Genomic DNA, 20,272 nt, shown 5'->3' on the forward strand with positions numbered 1-20,272 from the left:
CTCAATAAAATGCGAATAAAGTACATAAATTGCTGTGTTTGACTATGCTTTGGGGACGGAAATTTCACGTTAAAATTTTTTTTCTTCCATCCGCACGCAAGGGTATCAGTATTGACAGAATGTGATATACTCTGCGCGCACTTTATACCTTATTAACAGAGTAAGACAATGACTGATTTATCAAAATACAGAAACATTGGTATTTTTGCTCACGTAGACGCGGGTAAAACTACCTCTACAGAGCGTATCCTAAAGCTAACTGGTAAGATCCATAAGATCGGTGATACACACGACGGTTCAACTACAACTGACTTCATGGAGCAGGAAGCTGAACGTGGTATCACAATCCAGTCTGCAGCAACAACTTGTTTCTGGAACGATCACCGTCTAAACATCATCGATACTCCTGGACACGTTGACTTCACTATCGAAGTTTACCGTTCTCTAAAAGTACTTGACGGTGGTATCGGTGTATTCTGTGGTTCTGGTGGTGTTGAGCCTCAGTCAGAAACTAACTGGCGTTACGCTGACGAATCACACGTATCACGTCTGATCTTCGTTAACAAACTAGACCGTATGGGCGCAGATTTCTACAAAGTTGTAGATCAAGTACAAAACGTACTAGGTGCTACACCTCTAGTTATGACTCTACCTATCGGTATCGAAGAAGATTTCGTAGGTGTTGTAGACGTACTAAGCCAACAAGCTTACGTATGGGATGAGTCTGGCCAGCCAGAGAACTACGAAGTTCAAGATATTCCAGCAGACATGGTAGAAAAAGCTGCTGAATACCGTGAAATGCTAATCGAAACTGCTCTAGAGCAAGACGAAGATCTAATGATGGCTTACCTAGAAGAAGGCGAAGAGCCATCTCTAGAAGACATCAAACGTTGTATCCGTAAAGGTACTCGTGATCTAGCATTCTTCCCAACTTACTGTGGTTCAGCGTACAAGAACAAAGGTATCCAACTTATTCTTGACGCGGTAATTGATTACCTACCATCTCCAACAGAAGTTGATCCACAGCCTCTAACTGATTCAGAGACTGGTGAGCCAACTGGTGAAGTTGCGACTGTATCTGCAGACGAGCCACTACGTGCGCTTGCATTTAAGATCATGGACGACCGTTTTGGTGCTCTAACCTTTATCCGCATCTACTCTGGTAAGATGAAGAAAGGTGACACAGTACTTAACTCTGCAACTGGTAAAACAGAGCGTATCGGCCGTATGGTTGAGATGCACGCAGACGAGCGTAACGAGATCGATTCAGCACAAGCTGGTGACATCATCGCTGTAGTTGGTATGAAGAACGTTCAAACTGGTCACACTCTATGTGATCCTAAGCACGAATGTACTCTTGAGCCAATGATCTTCCCAGATCCAGTAATCTCTATCGCAGTTAAGCCTAAAGATAAAGGCGGTTCTGAGAAGATGGGTATCGCGATCGGTAAAATGGTTGCAGAAGATCCATCATTCCAAGTTGAGACTGATGAAGATTCAGGCGAAACTATCCTGAAAGGTATGGGTGAACTTCACCTAGACATCAAGGTAGATATCCTTAAGCGTACTTACGGCGTTGAGCTAGAAGTTGGTGCTCCACAGGTTGCTTACCGTGAAACTATCACTCAAGCAATCGAAGACAGCTACACGCACAAGAAACAGTCTGGTGGTTCTGGTCAGTTCGGTAAGATCGATTACCGCATCAAACCAGGTGAGCCAAACTCTGGCTTCACGTTCAAATCAACAGTTGTTGGTGGTAACGTACCTAAAGAATTCTGGCCTGCAGTTGAGAAAGGCTTTGCGTCAATGATGGAGCACGGTGTTCTAGCTGGCTTCCCAACTCTAGACGTTGAAGTTGAACTATTCGACGGTGGTTTCCACGCAGTTGACTCTTCAGCTATCGCTTACGAAATCGCTGCTAAAGGCGCATTCCGTCAGTCTATGCCTAAAGCTGGCGCGCAACTTCTTGAACCAATCATGAAAGTTGACGTGTTCACTCCAGAAGATCACGTTGGTGACGTAATCGGTGACCTTAACCGTCGTCGTGGTATGATCAAAGACCAACAAGCTGCGTCTACTGGCGTACGTATCAAGGGTGATGTACCTCTATCAGAAATGTTTGGTTACATCGGTACTCTACGTACAATGACTTCTGGTCGTGGTCAGTTCTCTATGGAGTTCTCACACTACGCACCATGTCCAGCAAACGTTGCTGAGCAAGTAATTGCTGACGTTAAAGAGCGTAACGCTAAGAAGTAATTCTTAAGTTAACTCTATAACTTGAAAGCCCCGCCTAGTGCGGGGCTTTTTGTATCTAACCGCTTACACACAGCGCGTTTTTGTTTCGCTGATATACGCCTTTGGTGTTGTTTACCGATTATTCTGAAGCTGAGCCAGTATTACTAACATTGAGGTCGATGGTTTTAAAATCCGGTATCACTGACTTTTCAAATGTTTCTATTTCTTCTCTCAACCATTGTGCAAACAATTGGGCTTTAGGTCGCTTTAAGTAGCCTTTTGGAGCGCACAGGTAATACGCAAATTTGGGTTTAATGGCTATATCACCAATTCGGACCAGTTTGCCTGAACGAAAATATTGATGAGCTAAACTGTGTTTGACGAGCGCTACGCCTTGTAGTGATAACGCCGCTTCTAACACTAAGTGTGAGCCACTGTATTTTAAAGCAGGCTTTGCCGCTGAATGACCAAGTCTCGCTAACCACATGTTCCAGTCCAGATCTGGCCAAACGTCTTCGATGAGCTCTGCTTTGCTTAAATCTTCAATGCGATAGATGCCGTGCTCTTTCTGATAAACCGGATGACAGGCAGGATAAAAAGCTTCATCCATTAGCCATTGTGATTCTAAATTTGGGTATTTTCCTAAACCGTAACGGACAAACAAATCGATCTGACTATCTTGAAAAGACACCAAATCATTGGTTGGTTCTAATAGTAAGGTGATATCAGGGTGACGCTGACGAAAAGCCGTAATTTTCGGGACTAACCAATGGTGAGCGAAAGAGGGGAGTGTTGATATCGAAAGGTGGTTAGGATTAGGATCTTGATTAACCAATCTAACCCCTTGCTGCAAATGAGCAAACCCTCTTTCAGCCTGAGTAAACAGCAGCCCTCCCTCAGGTGTGAGCACGATTTTTCTGTGCTGACGAACAAATAAGTCCGTTCCTAAAAACTCTTCAAGATGACGAATTTGCTGACTGATGGCAGCTGGCGTAACAAACAATTCTTTTGCCGCTGTTTTAAAGCTACCTTCCTTTGCTGCAACGAAGAAGTAATACAAGCCCTGTAAGGGAGGCATTCGATCTTTCACATTAGTTTTCCTTAACTCAATGGCAGATTCTATCGTTTGAGGATATCAGCGTAGTCGCTGATTATTAAGTGGTCAACATTGTTATAGGAGTTGGTTACATGGAAAACATGACACACACTTGTGAGCGCACTTTACCAGCTGACCATCAGACCGGATTACAGTTAATTTATTCTAAACTTGCTAGTTGGAGAAGAAACTACAAGACACGTCGTCACTTGAGAGAGTTACCAGAACATCTTTGGGACGATATAGGATTAGATGAAAAGGAGATTAATAGTGAAGTGAGGAAGCCTTTTTGGAGAGAGTAGTTTATGAGTCTGATTCAAGCTCAGAATTAAACTGCACTCCCCAATGATATTGAGGAGTGCAGACAAGGCTATAAGTCTTCTTCCCACACAACCAATTCACCTTTCGGCCAGTTGTGACCAATTTCATGATACTTTTGCTCAAGCACATGACGTTTAATTTTGAGTGTTGGCGTCAATACGCCATTTTCAATGCTCCAAGGCTCTTTAATCATTAATACGCCTTTGATTTGCTCATGAGAGACGAGTTCTTGATTCATTTTTGCAATGACTTTGCGGGTGGTTCGTGCGTACCGCTCCCGATCAAAGTTAGGAAAATCATGTGGAACAACCAAAAGAATCGGGGCTGGTAGCCCTAAACCGATGAGGCACATCATCTCTACGCGACTGTATTCGAAAAGTTTTTTCTCGATAGGAACTGGAGAGACAAACTTACCTTTGGCGGTTTTAAAGTTATCTTTTTTACGGCCTTGAATGGTTAGGTAACCATCTGAGTCGATAGAGCCGATATCGCCTGTGTGTAGCCAGCCCTCTGAATCAAAAGACTCTTGGGTGGCAATGTCATTTTTGTAGTAGCCAGAAAATAGCCCTTTGCCACGCACCATGATTTCATCATCGTCAGCGATTTTTAACTCAATACCTGGTCCAGCATTACCGACACTACCAATTTTGTCAGCTCTAAATGGGTAGTTGAGCGTGCTATAAGCAAATGATTCTGTCATGCCCCAAGCTTCAGTAATATTGAGTCCTACAGAGTGGTACCATTCCAGCAGTGCTGGTGATACCGGGGCAGAGCCACAGCCTAATACTCGAGCTTGATCCAACCCCAATCCTTCTGCGAGCTTTTTCTTGATCAGAGAGTTGACGAATGGGATTTTCAATAGAATGTTGAGCTTCTTCTGTGGAAGTTTGTCTTGAATACGTTGTTGGAATAGCGTCCATAATCGCGGGACTGAGATAAACAGAGTCGGGCGGTGCATTTTTACATCTTCGATAAAGGTATCCAATGATTCTGGAAATGCTGTTGGTACACCACCCATGATAGATGAGCCAAAAATGTAGACGCGCTCTGTAATATGAGCCAAAGGTAAGTAAGAAAATAGACGATCATTTTCTTGAATACCGATATGGTTTATCAGTTGTTGTACTGACCAGTTAAACGCTCCGTAGGTCAGCATTGCACCTTTCGGTAATCCTGACGTACCTGAGGTATACACCAAAGACATTAGCTTATCGTCGTAGTGCTGTGGACGCTCTTCACTTGGCATTGCATCGGCAATGAGTGCTTGGTATTCATACTGACATTTTGGTGCAGTATCGTAGGGGAGCGAGATACTAATGAGCTCCGGCATTGCATCAATGACTTGCTGGGTTGCTTTAGGATCATCGAGTTTTCCGCCAATGAGCGCTTTACTTTCACTATGAGTCACACAGTATTCGATGGTGTCCGCGCCGGCGGTAGGAAAGATTGGCACACTGACATAATCGCCAAGCATCATCGCAAGATCGCAAATAAACCACTCTGCACAGTTTTTAGATACTAATGCTACTTTGTCACCAGGTTGTACTCCAAGGTTGCGTAGTGCACTGACGAGTTTTAAGGCTTGATCGGCAACATCAGCGAACGTGTATTCAACAAATTGTCGGTTAATAATTTGTTTTAGATAGACCTCATTTGGACGCTCTTGAGCCCATTTGAGAATCATTTCATTTGGTGGTGGGAGAGCGCAACCAGCAGCGCTGTTTAGATTCGGCTGATTCATTTTTAGTGACTCCATGTCTTCTCGTTGTATTTATAATTGTTAACGCATTGTTAACTTTAGCATGTTAAATAACGACACGGGAATGCATTTTGATGAAATATGTGGGGAGGATAGCGTTAGTTACCCCTAAAGTCGGTACTAATAGCGCCTAAAACTGTTGCCGATAATTCGCTGGGGACAGGCCTGTTTTTTTCTTAAAAATTCGAGAAAAGTAAGAGACATCTCGGTATCCACATTGATAAGCAATATAGGCAATTTTCATGGATTCATTTTCAACGAGCATTTTCTTTGCTAATGAAATGCGTTTCGCAGTGACATAATCACGAAAGCACATACCAACTTTGCGATGAAATACTTTGGAAAAGTAGTTCGGTGAGTAGTGACAAAGCGCAGCAGCTTCCTCTTCTCTTAGGTCTTTATGGACGTTATTGGCGATGTAATGAACCACGTCAGAAAAATTCGACTTTCCGCTTCGAGAAAAGAGTTTATCGACCGAAATTTGTTCTTCGTCGACCTTGCTGTGCAAAAAGTATTTCAATTTTATCTGTGATAGCCAAATCGGGAGGGTGATTTCATTCAACGTATAATATTCCGCACAAATATGCTTTGGCGGTAAGTGAGGCTCGATATCGGTTGGATGTATAACGATCAGTTTTTTGTCGAGATTTTCACAGAGCGTGATGACGCCTTTCAGGTGCTCTCGATGATCGCAAGTCATGTAGTAGAAGAAATAGCTGTGTTCTTTATCGCTAAGCACAGAGATATCGTTGCTACAGTCCATAATCTCAAAGCTCTTATCAAACTCACAGCGAAGTGATTCCGGCAGCGAGCAAAGAGTCTCTCCAATCCAATAAGCTTTGGTCAGTCTATCCATATGAATCCCGCTCAGTACGTACTACACCAACGTTAGTATGTATTGAGGTCAGTCGAGCCTCATTCCTTGAGCTTCAGACCTCACCCTTTCGTTTATTAAGCTTAGGCTTATATAGTCATACTGCAAGTGTGAAAGGTGTCACATAGTTGGTGATGATGTGTCTCGTTATTGATACATTTTGATTCTGAAGCGCAGGTAGGCAAGAAAGTACCAACCTTTGGCAAAAAAGTCCTAACCCCCCTAATTCTCGGTGACTAATGTTTAAGCATGATTCAGGTGCACATGAGACCTGTATCATTAATAGCGAGATACGTTAAAGGGGATAATCTTATGGATAACTTTCGCAATCTAATCAAGGACTTCATGGAAGATGAAGAGGGGCTAACACTTTTAGAGTACATTCTAGGTGCGGCGTTAATTGTTACAGCGTTCTTGACTTCAGGCTTCTGGACGACTTTGTCTAACAAGTTTACTTCAGTAGCTGGTCGTATCAGCAGCTCGTAATGGTTAGCGAGTTAGTTATTTGGTCATTGCTTATTGCGATTGGAGTATCAGACGCTCAGAAACACAGAATACCAAACAAAGCGGTGCTTATGCTTTTGGTTGCTGTTACTGCAAACGTAATTTACAACCCAGCAACAAGTGGCTTGGATCATTTATATGGTGGGTTGGTTGCGTTTGCAGTGTGTTTCGCGCTGTATCTGTTCAAAGTAATGGCTGGAGGAGACGTTAAGTTGCTCGCCGTCATAGGGGCATGGCTGGGTCTGAGTAACCTTGGGGAAGCGTCTACTGGAATAATACTTGCTGGAGGCATCGTGGGCATTTTTTATCTAATGTTACACGTGTCATCGACTAGTGTTGCTCTATCACACCAGATAAAAGGGTATTGCTTAGAAAAAGTAACACCAGGCTTTAGGTCTAATAAGCCGTTAGTCATTCCTTTCGCGCCGATAATCGTAATTGGATTAGCTTATTTCTCCTACACCCATTAAATAATAATAAAAAATGGCATGCAGCATCAGTTGACTAGGCAACTTCAAGAGGGGAAGTGTGATGGGCTCTGTGTATTGGGAAAAACTCGTGCCACAAATAAATCCACCAAAGGTGCCTTCGTCTGTCGAGGGACTTGGCGTGCCGTCTTCAGTTGTTGAAAACCTAGTGTTGAAACATCTGTCTGCCTATCCCAAATGTGACTTAATCGAATTAACGCAACGGCTTTGTATTGTTTCGAATATTGTCGAGCTTGCTTTGGCGCAGTTAAGAAAGCGAAGTTGGGTAGAAGTTTATCAGCCAGCATCAGACAAGTTGAGTACATCGTATTCCAACGTACGCTACAGTTTAACTGAGCTTGGGCTTGCAGAAGCAGACATTGCGTATAGAAAAGATCCGTATATCGGTCCTGTTCCCGTCTCTTTGGAAGAATATTGGACGGTTGTTGAGGGACAAGATCTTCGCAAGCATCCTATTAATCGCAATGATGTTGAGCGAGCGCTGTCTGACGTGTTTGGTTCGGATCATTTGATACCCGTTTTAGGGCCGGCCATTAACTCGGGTCGTGCTTTGTTGCTGTATGGTCATGCGGGTACCGGTAAAAGTTACGTCGCATCAAGAGTGCTCAATGCAATGAACACTTCGGTATTCATTCCTTATGCCGTATATGCCGATGGCAACATCATCAAAGTGTTCTCAGAGCATCATCACCGTCGTTTAGACAACTCCCATTCTCAGGTTTTCGTTAAGTTGGAAACGCATTACGACAAACGCTGGGTTCTTTGTGAAAGACCAAACATTCAAGTGGGCGGTGAGCTGACATTGGATATGCTTGAGGTAAACCACAGCGAGCATAATCGTGTATGGATTGCGCCACTGCAAATGATGGCTAACAACGGAATCTTGGTGATTGATGACCTTGGTCGTCAGTCAATGCCAGTTGATGCCCTGCTAAATAGATGGATCGTTCCAATGGAATACTTATTTGACCACTTGGCTTTGCCAAATGGTCAACAAGTCACGGTGCCGTTTATGCTCACTCTGGCATTCTCCTCCAACTTTGCACCAAGCAAAATTGCAGACCCCGCTTTTTTACGTCGTTTGGGTTACAAGATCGAGTTTACACCGCTTGGTTTGACAGATTATCAAGCGCTTTGGGTTTCGCTTGCTAAAGATTACCAAATGACGCTTGTGCCTGAGTTTTTCGATACGTTAAGTCAGTTACATCGCGACAATGATGTCGCCAACTACCCTTGTTTACCAAAAGACTTACTCGGTATTAGCCGCGATATTTTGGTGTTCGAAGGGAAAGAGAAGGTCGTCTCATCAGACATTTTAACCCGTGCCTGGGGACTGTACTTCACAGTGGATGAATAGGGAGATCTAAATTATGAGTCGGACTCAAGTCATCATGTTGCTGTTGCTCTCCATTGTTTTCGGCCTTGCCGCCGTGTTGATCGCTAAACAATGGATGGATGGCAGAAACCAACCAACTGTCGAGTTAGAAGAGGTCGAAAGACACCCAGTTTTAGTTGCCGCCATGGAACTAGAGCCAGGGACCATTCTATCTGAGAAACATTTGTCTACTAAGCTCATGGAAGTGGATTGGATAGACGATGAAACGCTAAAAGTACAAGAACAGGCATTGGGAAGAATTGTTGCCAATACCATTTATGCGGGCGAGCTGGTTAACTCGAATCGTCTTGCATTGCCCGGTGAGGGCGCGACACTTGCTGCTTTAATCCCTGAAAACAAACGAGCAATCACCATTCGTGTTAATGACGTTATCGGTGTGGCTGGGTTCTTGTTACCGGGCAATAAGGTCGATGTATTGAATACCGTGAGTTATGGACAAGGTAAAAACGCCACAACAAAAACGGTGCTTAAAAACATCAACGTTCTTGCGGTCGACCAAACAGCCAAAACCAATGATAACAAACCCGTTATTGTGCGTGCGGTGACTTTAGAAGTAACACCGAAAGAGGCAGAAAAGCTCTTATCGGCGAACAGCAAAGGCGACATTCAACTTGCTCTACGCAACCCTCATGAAGTGGATAAACCTGTTGTAGCAAGAAAATACACGCCACGACCTAGTGTGACCATTATTAAGGGATCTCAGGCATCCAGTGTCCGAGTCAGCAATTAGGTGAATTATGAAAACAATAATATTACTCGTTAGCCAGTTACTTTTTGTCAGCTTGTCTGTTAACGCAGCCACGGTGCAGTCAGGAAAAGTCGTGACCGTTGCGCATCACCAATCAACCCAATTGATGATATCCGGCCAAGCGAAGAAAGTGACGTTAGGGGATCCAGAAGTCTTGGATATTTTAGTGCTCAGATCGAACGAGCTGTTTCTTATTGGTAAGAAGTTAGGTACCACGAATGTGTCGGTGTGGGATCGCCGAGGCCGGTTAATTGAGCAGTTTAACGTGGAAGTCACGCATGATCTAAACACGCTTAAGTCGAAGCTTTATCAGTTCTTGCCGGATGAAAATATCGAAGTGCACAGTGCGCAAGAAAAAGTGGTACTTAGAGGCTTGGTCAGCAGTCAGCAAAACATGGACACTGCGGTCAAAATTGCTGAAACCTTCGCTTTGGGTGAAGCGGCAGATGAAGAAGATGACAGCTCTAAAGATGATGACAGCATGGTGATCAATCTACTTTCTATTGGCGGGGCTCAACAGGTGACGCTAGAAGTGACCGTTGCTGAAGTGCAGCGCACACTGGTAAGACGTTTTGACTCAAACTTCCACTTTTTCCAAAGAAGTGGAGACTTTACCTGGGGTGGTACGACTGCTGGTGGTGGTATTGATGGCATTGGACCGATTTTGAACGTCCCAACAGTCGAAGATTTCGGTTTTCTAGGGTCGTTTATCGATAGCAATACCTTGTTTACCTTCGCGCTTGATGTGGCGAAACAAAATGGCGTGGCGAAAGTGTTGGCAGAGCCTAGCCTTACCGCATTAAGTGGTACGCAAGCCGAGTTTGTCGCTGGTGGTGAATTCCCAATTCCAGTACCAAATGAAGATGGTATTACCATCGATTATAAAGAGTACGGTGTTCAACTCGACTTCGTTCCGTTTATTTTGAGTGATAAGAGAATCAACCTCAAATTGAACGTCAATGTGAGTGAAATATCCAACTCAGGTGTGCTGACGTTTAATCCAAACGAAGTGAATGCCACGTTCTTTATTCCGCCAATCACTAAACGAAGTGCTGGCACCACGATTGAGCTGGCTGATGGCCAAACCATTGGTATTGCAGGCTTATTGAGTGAAAACGCACGTAATGTCGCGGATGGCATACCTGGAGCGAGTGATTTACCTGTTTTGGGACGCTTGTTCAAGAGTGAAGAGTTTACCTCAGGGGAAACAGAACTTGTCATTCTGGTCACCCCTCGATTAGCAACCCCAATCGACCGACGTCGAATCACACTGCCAACGGATGGCTTTGTGGCTCCGAACGATGTGGAGTTCTATTTGCTTGGTAAAGGTGCTGAGTTGGATTTCGATAGATACCAGCTAAACGACATCAGCGAAGAAGATACTAACAACAACTTTATTCAATACGGTTCGTCAGAAGGTGGCTCTGAGGGCAAGTTTGGGCACAGTCTATAAGTGGGAGAGCAAGATGAAAAGCATAATGATAATGACCATTTGTTTCACATCATTCGGCTTGTTTGGCTGTGCGAATGACCCCGAGCTTGGTATCTCGGTTAGCCAGTTGCGCGCTGAACAAACTCTTAATCCAGAAGCGTGGTATGAGAATTTGGGTTATTTACCGGAAGGTAGTGGTGAGCGTACACAAGTTAGCTTAGAGGTATATAACAACAACGGGGTAGCCAAAGATGAGTAAGTGATATGTTCACTTAGGAGGGGCTATGCGAAGGAATATGCATATAGCACCAAGGCGAACCCAGAAAGGGATTACCTTAGTGTTGATAAGCTTGGTTTTGTTGATTCTGCTAGGCGTTGCGGCGTTTGGTATTGATTTAAACCACCAAGTTCTTAATAAAACACGTTTACAGAATGCGGTCGATACTGCGGCCCTTGCAGGTGCTGTCGTTGCCGATAAGACAGAGGATGTGAATCAGGCTGAAACCGCAGTGAGAACAACGCTTAGTGGAATATCAACCGAGCCTGGAAATTCTGAGCTGACGTTTAGTGACAGTAATACAGCAGTGACATTCTCGCATGATATGCAGACGTTTGTAAGTGCAGCAAGTTTTACCCCGCCATTGGGGGAGTACGATATTTATGTCCGCGTAGCGGTCACCGATATTAGCCTAACGCAGTATTTGAGTGGTTTGTTTGGGATTGATAAAGAGGTCTCTGCGAGTGCGGTTGCAGGGCGGAGTGCGGCTATTGCATATACGTGTAATTTAACGCCAATCGCCATGTGTGGTGATCCTGCTGGTGATGTGAGTGATGCATGGGGGTATCGTCCGCCGGGTTACGACCCTAATGTAGATATGGATCCTTCTCTAGTGCATGAGCTGAAAGTCGGGGATCAGAATAACACCGATATGGGGCCCGGGAACTTTCAGTTACTCGATTTTGGGCAAGGAACGGGTAATAGTGGTGCAGCCTTAGTTCGTGATGCATTGTCTGGTGCTTACAACGGTTGCGCCTCAATTGGCGATACCGTTACGACTAAACCAGGTAATAGTGCAGGTCCAGTTGCACAGGGACTGAATGTGAGGCTCAACGACTTTTCGGGACCGATTAAAAATGACGGAACGGTTTTACCAGACAAATACGTGAGAGAGCCCGATGTTTTGGCTGAGACCGATGCGGAGTACGCAGGCGATCTGTATTACGCCAACTATCGTCAGGAGCTAAGCTCTTGTGAAAGCGGAGGAGCTTGTGATGGCAGTAGTTATACAGGTGATGGTGGTCTGAACGGACGCCGGATTTTACGTATCCCTATCGTAGATTGTACGGCTTCTACTGGTAAGTCTGATTTTGATGTTTTGGGCTTTGGTTGCTTCTTTTTACTACAAAAAGTCAGTAACTCAGGTCAATCATCAGTATTTGGGCAATTTCTTTATGATTGTTTAATTAATAACGGTTCGACTGGCACGGATCCGACAGATAAAGGCTTCTACCGTATCCAGCTATACAAAGATCCGTTTAGCGGGGCCTCTTGATATGTTGTATTCAAATAGAAAGCATCAAAGGCCAAATATTTGCAGTCAACAAGGGCTGGCAATCATAGAGTTTATTCTCGCCTTGCCAGTGCTATTGATGCTCACCGTTTTAGTGATCGATGTGAGCCGAGCTTTTATTCAGTATACCGAGGTCAATAAAGCGCTGCAGAATGGGGCAAGGTATGCGGTCGTTGATACGTACGGCACGTTGAACTTTGAGTCAATTGCTGACGAAACCAGTATCAAGAATGTCGTTGTGTATGGAAGCCCAATTGCCTCTACTACACCTGTGATAGACCATATCAGTGTGGACGATATTGTCATTACCCAACCAACGAGTACCAATAAGGTGGTCACTCTATCGGCGACTTACAATTACGTGCCGATATTCTCGACTTTACCTTTTTCGAGCACTTCTTTGCAATTTAGCATTGGGGCGACCACGTCTATGAGGACAGGCCCATGAAACGATTGATAACGAAACAAAAAGGAGTGACTCAGCTTGAGTTCTCGGTAATCGCTTTGGCCGTTATATTAGTCCTGTTTTTGATCATCGAGTTTGCGATCTATTTCTTTTCGGTGCAAATGGTCAATGAGGTAACACGAAGAGCTGCGAGGCTTGCTACCGTGTGCTATATCGCTGATAGGGATGACATTCCTAACTTACCAGCTGTATCAGATCTCTATCCATCAGGCTTTTCTGCGAGTAATTTACAGATAGATTATCTTGATGAAGCTGGTGCAAGTGTTGATGTATCAGGCTTTCTTTCTACCCCTCCAGCGTCTAATGACGTATTAAATGCGCAGTTTTCTCAAATTAAATATGTTCGAGCAAGAGCGGTAAATTATACTTTTCAGTTTTTTGTTTTAGCTGCTTTAATTAATGCAGTAGGGAGTACTCCAGCTTTTGAAACTATATTGCCTGCAGAGAGTTTAGGAATACTTAGACCCGAAGGGACCAATGTCATTACGGATTGCTAATGGAGTAGCTTTATGTTGAAACCAGTTAAAATAAATGAAGAAACATATAAAAGTTTAAAAACTAACTTGATTGTTTGGATAGTTTATTCTACGTCAAACTTTAAAATTCATATTGCTGATGAATTATCCGAATGTGTCAATCTAAATATTGATTGGATAGAGCTAGAGTCTTTTAATTTGGACTTTGTGAAAAATAAGCAAATTCCCGATCTTATTTATATTGAAACCGGTGAAAGTTGGGCGCAGAAAGTGGCTCATGTGTACTCTAGTGACAGTAGCTTACAGCATAATCACACCGCTTTGATTGTATTTGGTGATGAAAACGATACTGCATCTCTCAAAATGGCGTTGAGGCTTGGCGCAACAGACTATTTGTCGCGTTCTGTTGATCTTGGTGAGCTTTATCCGCTATTAAAATCGACCGCGGATGAAAAGATTGCCAATAAACAAATGGGCGATTTAACTTTATTTATCAATACAAAAGGTGGTTCGGGTGCAACAACACTGGCGATCAACACCGCGATAGAACTGTCAAGTTACGCGAAGAGTAAAGTATTGCTCATTGACTTAGATATGCAGTTTAGTGATGCGGCCGATTATTTAAACTGTAAGCCAAAATACAATATTAATGATGTGATTGATTCTGTTAATGATTTGGATGAGTTATCACTAGAAGGTCTCGTATATCAACATCCTTCAGGTTTGAATTATTTATGTTTTAACCAAAATGATACCAAGGATAATCATAAACACGCAGTTCAAGTCAGTAAGTTATTACCTATTCTGAGACAGTTTTACTCACATATTATTGTGGATTTGTCTCATGGTGTTGAGCATGTTTATCAACAAATTGTTTCTCCGGCTACGCATATCTTTTTAATTATGCAGCAGAATGTTACTTCGGTTAAGCATGCTGTCAGCTATATACGTTCTTTAGAATTAGACTATGGTTTAAGTAGTCATCAGGTTGAACTGATTGTTAATCGTTTTGAAAAGAAATCAACAATATCTTTGAAAGACATTGAAAATGCAGTTAGTGGACATGCGATACATTTAGTACCTAATAATTTTGCTATTGCTATCGAGAGCGCTAATTTGGGTAACCCAATTGTTCAATCTAAGAAAAATAGTGCGCTGAAAGCTTCTTTGGCTGAAATATCGCACTTATTAGAAAGTCCGACCAAAGAGAATCAAAGTTGGATCAAAAAACTATTTTCTTAGTAAGGGGGAGTTATGTTTTTCAAACGGAAAGGCGTCGGGAGTTCTTTCAATTCCGTAGATGAAACAAAAGAATCCAAAGTTGTGAATGTCGAGTTGGCAAAATCTGACGAAGATACGTCAGATGAGCAAAGGGCTTTATCGCCTGTTGAAGCCAAGATGAAAGCGATCGAGGAGCAGAAAAAACAGCTAGAACAAGATCTCTCGATCAAACACTACTATCACAAAAAGCTACTGGATACCTTGGATCTCGGGCTTCTATCGCACTTGCAAGAAGATCGTGCGAAAGAGGAGTTACGCGAAGCGGTCGTTCAGCTCATTGCTGAAGATCAAACACACCCGTTGAGCTCTGAAGCTCGCAATCGTGTGATACATCAAATTGAAGATGAAGTGTTTGGTCTAGGGCCGCTGGAACCGCTGCTTGAAGACCCAACGATTTCAGATATCTTGGTCAATGGTCCGAAAAATATCTTTGTCGAACGTTTTGGTAAGCTCGAGAAAACGCCACATACCTTCTTAGATGAGCGCCATCTGCGCAACATCATTGATCGCATTGTTAGCCAGGTTGGACGAAGAATCGATGAAGCATCACCAATGGTGGATGCTCGACTCAAAGACGGTTCGCGTTTCAATGCGATTATTCCTCCTCTTGCCATTGATGGCCCTTCCGTTTCTATTCGACGTTTTGCGGTTGAACGTTTGAATATGGATAACCTATTAGAGCTTGGTTCGTTATCTCCAGAGATGGCGAAGTTTCTCAATGCTGCGGTTGTGGGGGAAATGAATATCCTGATTTCTGGTGGTACAGGCTCTGGTAAAACAACCACGCTGAATATTTTGTCGGGCTTCATTCCAAGTGATCAACGTATTGTGACCATTGAGGATTCGGCAGAGTTACAACTCCAACAGCCACATATTATCCGCTTAGAAACACGTCCTTCTAATATCGAGGGTAAAGGTGAAATATCTCAGCGCGATTTAGTGAAAAACTCGCTACGTATGCGTCCTGACCGGATAGTTGTTGGTGAGGTTCGTGGCTCAGAAGCGGTGGATATGTTATCGGCAATGAACACGGGTCATGATGGGTCGCTGGCCACCATTCACGCTAACACACCAAGGGATGCGTTGAGCCGTATTGAGAATATGTTCTCGATGGCGGGTTGGAATGTGTCGACCAAAAACTTGAGAGCGCAGATTGCCTCCGCCATCAATATTGTCGTGCAAATGGATCGCCAAGAAGACGGTAAACGCCGCATGGTCAGCGTACAAGAAATCAATGGCATGGAAGGCGACGTTATCACCATGTCGGAGATCTTCACCTTCCAAAGGAGAGGGGTCGATCAAGAAGGTAATGTGTTAGGTGATTACATGGCAACAGGAATTGTACCAAGCTGTCATGACCAATTAGTAAAACGAGGCTTAGACGTACCATTTGAAATATTCAATGAAAAAGCCCGTTAGGAGATTGCTATGGATAGTCAATTCCCCCTTTTTCTTGTGCTGCTTTTTTTGTCCGTATTCTTTATTAGCCAGGCATTAATTCTGCCTTCTGCGGGTAAAAAGGTTAAGCATAAGCAGTTAATTAAGCGGATACACGAAAGTCATAAACACATCGATCAAGAGAGTATTTCCCTACTAAGGGAAAACTCGCTCAAAAACCTTTCTCCATTAGAGCGATGGCTTGTGAGGTTCAGCCTATTCGATAACTTTAAGAAGAAGTTGGAATTGGCTGGGATACACATGGGGTTCAGTCGGTTTATTTTTCTCACCTTCCTCGGTGGGGTTGCGGTTGGGCTATTTCTGTTCTTATTCGGGCAAGTTTGGTACCTCTGTGCCGGTGTTGCTGTCGCTTGTTGGGTGTCGGTTTACTTCTACCTACAGAAAAGAATTGCAGATCGTTTAATGAAGTTCGAAGAGCAACTACCAGAGGCGCTCGATATCATTAAACGAGTCCTACAGGCCGGTCAGCCAATTACACAAGCGTTTGGGGAAGTAGGCAGAGAGGTCAGTGCGCCGCTTGGCCCTGAGTTCATGAATACCTTTAACTTGCTCAACTATGGTTATGACCTCCGCTTGGCGATTATGCAAATGTCGGAAAGAACCCCTACGGTATCCATGCTTGCTTTCTCGAGTGCGGTGTTACTGCAAAAAGAAACGGGTGGTAACTTAGTCGAAAACATTGAAAAGCTCTCTCATATCCTACGTGCTCGTTTCAAACTCGCTCGAAAAATCAAAACCATTTCTGCGGAATCTCGAATGTCGGCATGGGTATTAGTATTAGCGCCTTTTGGGTTGTACGTCATCATTTCACTCGTTCGGCCTGAGTATATTGAGCTGCTTCATACGCACCCAATGGGGATCAAAATGGTGATTGGTGGGATGGTGGCCTTATTTATCGGCACGCTGTGGATTCGTAAAATCGTCAATATTGAGGTGTAGCTATGGAAAGCATTCAAGGATGGTTAAACGGTTTTGCTGTCGGCCAAGAGACGTTACTCATGGGGTTGATCCTCATCACCACCGTGTTAGTGGTGATGACGCTGGGCTCGATAATTATCGGGGTCAACTCGCCAATTAAAAGAAAGTTAGCCGAACTGTCTGGTGATAAAAAGGAAGTCTCTCACCACAACAAAAAAATGGCTGACACATTGGAGTCGTTAGCGCCTTTAACTTCGCCAACCAGTGAAAAAGAGCGCCAAACGACACGCAATAAACTGATGCATGCTGGGTTTCATGAAAGCAATGCATTGTCGATGTTTTATGCCATTAAATCGGTCACAACAATACTAGGTGTGATGGTGGCGGCACTGGTGTATTTCTCTATTCCGGAATCTAAATATCTGTACACCTACATGGCGTTATCCGTATTTATTGGGCTTCTGATTCCTGATTTTATTTTGCGCCGAATGGTCAACAAGCGTCAGCAAGCGATTCGTGCAGGTGTGCCCGACATGCTCGATTTGCTGGTGGTTTGTACCGAGTCAGGGCTTGGCTTTAATGCGGCTTTGCGCCGCGTTGCAGACGAGTTGGTTATCTCTCACCCAGAGCTTGCCGATGAAATCGACACGGTGTGCAACAAAATTAAAGCGGGTAAACCAATGCCTGAAGCCTTAAGAGAGCTAGTATTAAGGACAGGGTTAGAAGAATTGATGGGGCTGGTGAGCATGCTTAGCCACGCCTCTCGAATAGGTGGGAGCTTAGTCAACTCCTTGCGTGAGTATACCGAAGACTATAGGGATAAGCGTCAACAAGCAGCAGAAGAAATTGCTGCAAAAATCCCAGTCAAAATGATGTTTCCAATGGTGCTGTTTATTTGGCCATGTTTTTTCATCGTGGCTATTGGACCTGCGTTAATTTCATTGGCTGAGGCATTTTCTAATTAAAAAGCAAAATAGGGATCGTTATGTGGATTAAGAAATACGTCATCATCTCGTTGTTGGTGCTTACCGCATGTTCAACAACTGAACAGTCATCAGACTTCGATTCAACGCTGTACTCAGGTAAGCCCGTTGAGTCACTCACCAATGATGAACCTCCAAAAACAGAGGAGGAGGCAATCTCTCGAGGGGATATTGCATTAAGCAATAAAAATGTCGACTTAGCGTTGTATGAATACATTCGCTCGCTCTCTTTCCCGAATGCGGTCCATAAAGACAAAACCTTATACACCGTGGGGCGTATCCATTTGGCAAGAGAGAATTCAGAACTTGCGGATAAATCATTTCGAGCATCTTTAGCAGAGAACCCTGATCACATTGGTTCCCTCACAGAACTTGGCACTCTGTATACGAAACGTGGCGAAAAGGACGTCGGGAAGAGTTACTACATCCGCGCTTTGAATGCTGACCAAATTCGTATGGATGGCGATCCTATTATCACCAAAGACAACATTACAGCTGAGAGCGTTGCAACGTATCGCTATGATGATAAATCACCGGTTTCTGCTTACTCTGGTCTAGGTGTACTTTACGACATTCGTGGCGACCACGATATTGCGCAGGCATTAATTCGAAAAGCGTTGGATATTGATTCAAGAAACGTCAATGCTTTAGTCAGCCTAGGCTATTCCTACTACATGGAAAAAGCTTATTCAAAAGCGGCGCACTTTACTCAAGCTGCGCTGAGCATTAAGCCGGGGGATGAAAAGGGAATCAATAACTTGGGGCTCATTGCACTGGCAAAAGATCAACCACGACAAGCGCTGAGTATTTTTAGTCGACACATGACAGAGCCGGAAGCACTCAACAATGTTGGTTACTTCTTGATCCTTCAAGGCAAACCAGGTGAGGCGATTCCTTATCTACAACAGGCTATTGATAAGAACCCTGCCTACTATGAACTGGCAAATAAAAACTTAGAGCGAGCATTAGCAATGGTCAGAGAGCGAGGAGATACCTCTACCGCGCTTCTCCAATAAATTCGAAGACTCTTTTAAAAGAAAGCCACTCTGTAAGATGGAGTGGCTTTTTCATTTTGGGGACTTTTTCATTTATGGAGAGTAGTCCGTTGCAAAGGTGTTTGTTCAACTAGCCGTTCATTCTCTTCTTTCAGGGTAAGAAGCATAGCGCCGCAAAGCCCAACCAACTATCTTCCATAACATCACCGTTAAGAGTGTTGCTAGGTAACCATCAATCGCATAATGCCAGGCTAAATGTACCGAACCGATTTGAATGATGACGACGAAAGCGTAAGCAAAGTAGCCGATGGTTTTGTTGAGTCTATAAATTGATAGCGCCATCAAAACAGCAATGGAAACGTGCAAACTCGGCATTGCCGAAATGCCAGAGCCAATACCATTGGCATTCGCGATGTACTCATCCCAAAGATATTGCTGTGTAGGCAATGCCCATAATTGCCCAGCGTCCACATTGGTAAGATATTGGCTTTGGGCTTCGAGCGTTTTCATCAGAGGAGCAAACTGTTCATCTCCAGTGATAAGCTCCACGTAGCAAGGACCTGCTGAAGAGAGTAACGTGGCGAAGAAGACACCAAGAATCATCCAAGACAATGCGAACGTGAGTAAAAATTGTTGCCTTACCAACGGGTATTTTTTGTAGATAAGGAAAAAGATGAGTATCCCCCACATACAAAAAAACCATGCGTTGTAGGCAACGTTTAGCGCCAGTGAGGACCAAGCATTGGAGAATAATGCATGGGTCAATTCCCAAGGTGCAACGCCGAAGTGCAACAGCGTATCAATATTCGCAAAGGTTAGATCCCATTTAAAAGGATTGATGATTGGAATAAGCGATTTCAAAAACGTGTGGTTAGAGAAAATCAGGTTAAGTGCCATCATCGAAACAAACACTGATACAGGGCGGTGCAGTGGAAAAATAAGATGTTTCAGTTTTCGTATGAAGCGCTTTGCTGGCTGTTTTTCTTTGCGCAGTATGAGATAGAAATAATAATAGATACACCAGCTTAAACCTGTGACATACAAAGCTTGCATGAGCGTTTCAAGGTAAGTGGTAAAAGAGTAATCAATAGGGAAATCGAGATATAAAGAACAAAGATAAATGACAGCAGTCGAGATAAAGCAATAGGTGTAGAAAATCTTATCGATCAATAACTCGTTCTTCATAGACTGGAGCCAAGTCGCTGCTTTTTGCTGCCAACTTACGTTGATCTGGTAATTGTTGTCTTGTTCCATCGACGATCCGTCAT

20 protein-coding genes are annotated in these 20,272 nt (G+C 43.7%); 16 read left to right on the forward strand and 4 right to left on the reverse strand.

The features are described 5' to 3' along the window. Positions 1-168: 168 nt before the first annotated feature. Entirely contained in the window at positions 169-2,259 is a 2,091-nt protein-coding gene (gene fusA / locus L3V32_RS06415) for an elongation factor G (RefSeq protein WP_012841459.1), read from the forward strand. Positions 2,260-2,377: 118 nt separating this feature from the next. Here fusA and L3V32_RS06420 read toward each other — a convergent pair whose 3' ends face one another. Further along, complete coding sequence (locus L3V32_RS06420) at positions 2,378-3,328, reverse strand: LysR substrate-binding domain-containing protein (protein WP_237283994.1); 951 nt, start codon at positions 3,326-3,328, stop codon at positions 2,378-2,380. A 98-nt stretch (positions 3,329-3,426) separates the two neighbouring features. Here L3V32_RS06420 and L3V32_RS06425 point away from each other — a divergent pair, with 98 nt between their 5' ends. Next, a complete protein-coding gene (locus tag L3V32_RS06425) occupies positions 3,427-3,636 on the forward strand; it encodes a DUF1127 domain-containing protein (RefSeq protein ID WP_041852893.1) in 210 nt (69 codons plus the stop codon). Positions 3,637-3,704: 68 nt separating this feature from the next. Here the strand turns inward: L3V32_RS06425 and L3V32_RS06430 are convergent, their stop codons facing one another. Then, on the reverse strand, positions 3,705-5,396 hold the full coding sequence (locus tag L3V32_RS06430) for an AMP-binding protein (RefSeq protein WP_237283995.1): 1,692 nt from the start codon (positions 5,394-5,396) through the stop codon (positions 3,705-3,707). Between the two features lie 148 nt (positions 5,397-5,544). After that, positions 5,545-6,270 (reverse strand): AraC family transcriptional regulator, encoded by a 726-nt coding sequence (locus L3V32_RS06435; RefSeq protein ID WP_237283996.1) that lies wholly within the window; start codon positions 6,268-6,270, stop codon positions 5,545-5,547. A 330-nt stretch (positions 6,271-6,600) separates the two neighbouring features. Here L3V32_RS06435 and L3V32_RS06440 point away from each other — a divergent pair, with 330 nt between their 5' ends. The 14 genes from L3V32_RS06440 to L3V32_RS06505 all read left to right on the forward strand — a co-directional run bounded on the left by L3V32_RS06440 (position 6,601) and on the right by L3V32_RS06505 (position 19,025). Continuing rightward, complete coding sequence (locus L3V32_RS06440; RefSeq protein WP_031781043.1) at positions 6,601-6,774, forward strand: Flp family type IVb pilin; 174 nt, start codon at positions 6,601-6,603, stop codon at positions 6,772-6,774. Then, positions 6,774-7,262, forward strand: a complete 489-nt coding sequence (locus L3V32_RS06445; protein ID WP_041852894.1) for a prepilin peptidase — start codon at positions 6,774-6,776, stop codon at positions 7,260-7,262. The genes L3V32_RS06440 and L3V32_RS06445 overlap by 1 nt, the downstream gene beginning before the upstream one ends. Positions 7,263-7,323: 61 nt before the next feature. After that, positions 7,324-8,637 (forward strand): hypothetical protein, encoded by a 1,314-nt coding sequence (locus L3V32_RS06450; protein ID WP_006742388.1) that lies wholly within the window; start codon positions 7,324-7,326, stop codon positions 8,635-8,637. Positions 8,638-8,650: 13 nt separating this feature from the next. Then, positions 8,651-9,406 carry a Flp pilus assembly protein CpaB gene (gene cpaB, locus L3V32_RS06455; protein WP_006742389.1) on the forward strand — a complete coding sequence of 252 codons (756 nt, stop codon included), beginning with the start codon at positions 8,651-8,653 and terminating at the stop codon, positions 9,404-9,406. A gap of 7 nt (positions 9,407-9,413) precedes the next feature. Further along, positions 9,414-10,877, forward strand: a complete 1,464-nt coding sequence (locus tag L3V32_RS06460) for a type II and III secretion system protein family protein (RefSeq protein ID WP_006742390.1) — start codon at positions 9,414-9,416, stop codon at positions 10,875-10,877. A gap of 13 nt (positions 10,878-10,890) precedes the next feature. Beyond that, a complete protein-coding gene (locus tag L3V32_RS06465) occupies positions 10,891-11,115 on the forward strand; it encodes a hypothetical protein (RefSeq protein WP_012841463.1) in 225 nt (74 codons plus the stop codon). Between the two features lie 25 nt (positions 11,116-11,140). After that, on the forward strand, positions 11,141-12,409 hold the full coding sequence (locus tag L3V32_RS06470; protein ID WP_109169524.1) for a pilus assembly protein TadG-related protein: 1,269 nt from the start codon (positions 11,141-11,143) through the stop codon (positions 12,407-12,409). A 1-nt stretch (position 12,410) separates the two neighbouring features. Continuing rightward, positions 12,411-12,875, forward strand: a complete 465-nt coding sequence (locus tag L3V32_RS06475) for a TadE/TadG family type IV pilus assembly protein (RefSeq protein ID WP_012841464.1) — start codon at positions 12,411-12,413, stop codon at positions 12,873-12,875. Continuing rightward, positions 12,872-13,390 (forward strand): TadE/TadG family type IV pilus assembly protein, encoded by a 519-nt coding sequence (locus L3V32_RS06480; protein WP_041852895.1) that lies wholly within the window; start codon positions 12,872-12,874, stop codon positions 13,388-13,390. Before L3V32_RS06475 ends, L3V32_RS06480 begins: the two co-directional genes overlap by 4 nt. A gap of 12 nt (positions 13,391-13,402) precedes the next feature. Next, positions 13,403-14,611, forward strand: coding sequence for an AAA family ATPase (locus L3V32_RS06485; RefSeq protein ID WP_006742392.1), 1,209 nt, complete (start codon positions 13,403-13,405; stop codon positions 14,609-14,611). Positions 14,612-14,623: 12 nt separating this feature from the next. Continuing rightward, entirely contained in the window at positions 14,624-16,069 is a 1,446-nt protein-coding gene (locus L3V32_RS06490) for a CpaF family protein (protein ID WP_006742393.1), read from the forward strand. A gap of 9 nt (positions 16,070-16,078) precedes the next feature. Then, on the forward strand, positions 16,079-17,047 hold the full coding sequence (locus L3V32_RS06495; RefSeq protein WP_006742394.1) for a type II secretion system F family protein: 969 nt from the start codon (positions 16,079-16,081) through the stop codon (positions 17,045-17,047). A 2-nt stretch (positions 17,048-17,049) separates the two neighbouring features. Continuing rightward, on the forward strand, positions 17,050-17,991 hold the full coding sequence (locus L3V32_RS06500) for a type II secretion system F family protein (RefSeq protein WP_047008928.1): 942 nt from the start codon (positions 17,050-17,052) through the stop codon (positions 17,989-17,991). Positions 17,992-18,011: 20 nt separating this feature from the next. Then, positions 18,012-19,025, forward strand: a complete 1,014-nt coding sequence (locus L3V32_RS06505) for a lipopolysaccharide assembly protein LapB (RefSeq protein WP_006742396.1) — start codon at positions 18,012-18,014, stop codon at positions 19,023-19,025. Positions 19,026-19,142: 117 nt separating this feature from the next. Here L3V32_RS06505 and L3V32_RS06510 read toward each other — a convergent pair whose 3' ends face one another. Next, on the reverse strand, positions 19,143-20,258 hold the full coding sequence (locus L3V32_RS06510; protein ID WP_237283997.1) for a phosphatase PAP2 family protein: 1,116 nt from the start codon (positions 20,256-20,258) through the stop codon (positions 19,143-19,145). Positions 20,259-20,272: the final 14 nt, after the last annotated feature.

Origin of the sequence: Vibrio sp. J2-4 (assembly GCF_021728155.1) — a bacterium.
Taxonomy (GTDB): domain Bacteria; phylum Pseudomonadota; class Gammaproteobacteria; order Enterobacterales; family Vibrionaceae; genus Vibrio; species Vibrio diabolicus.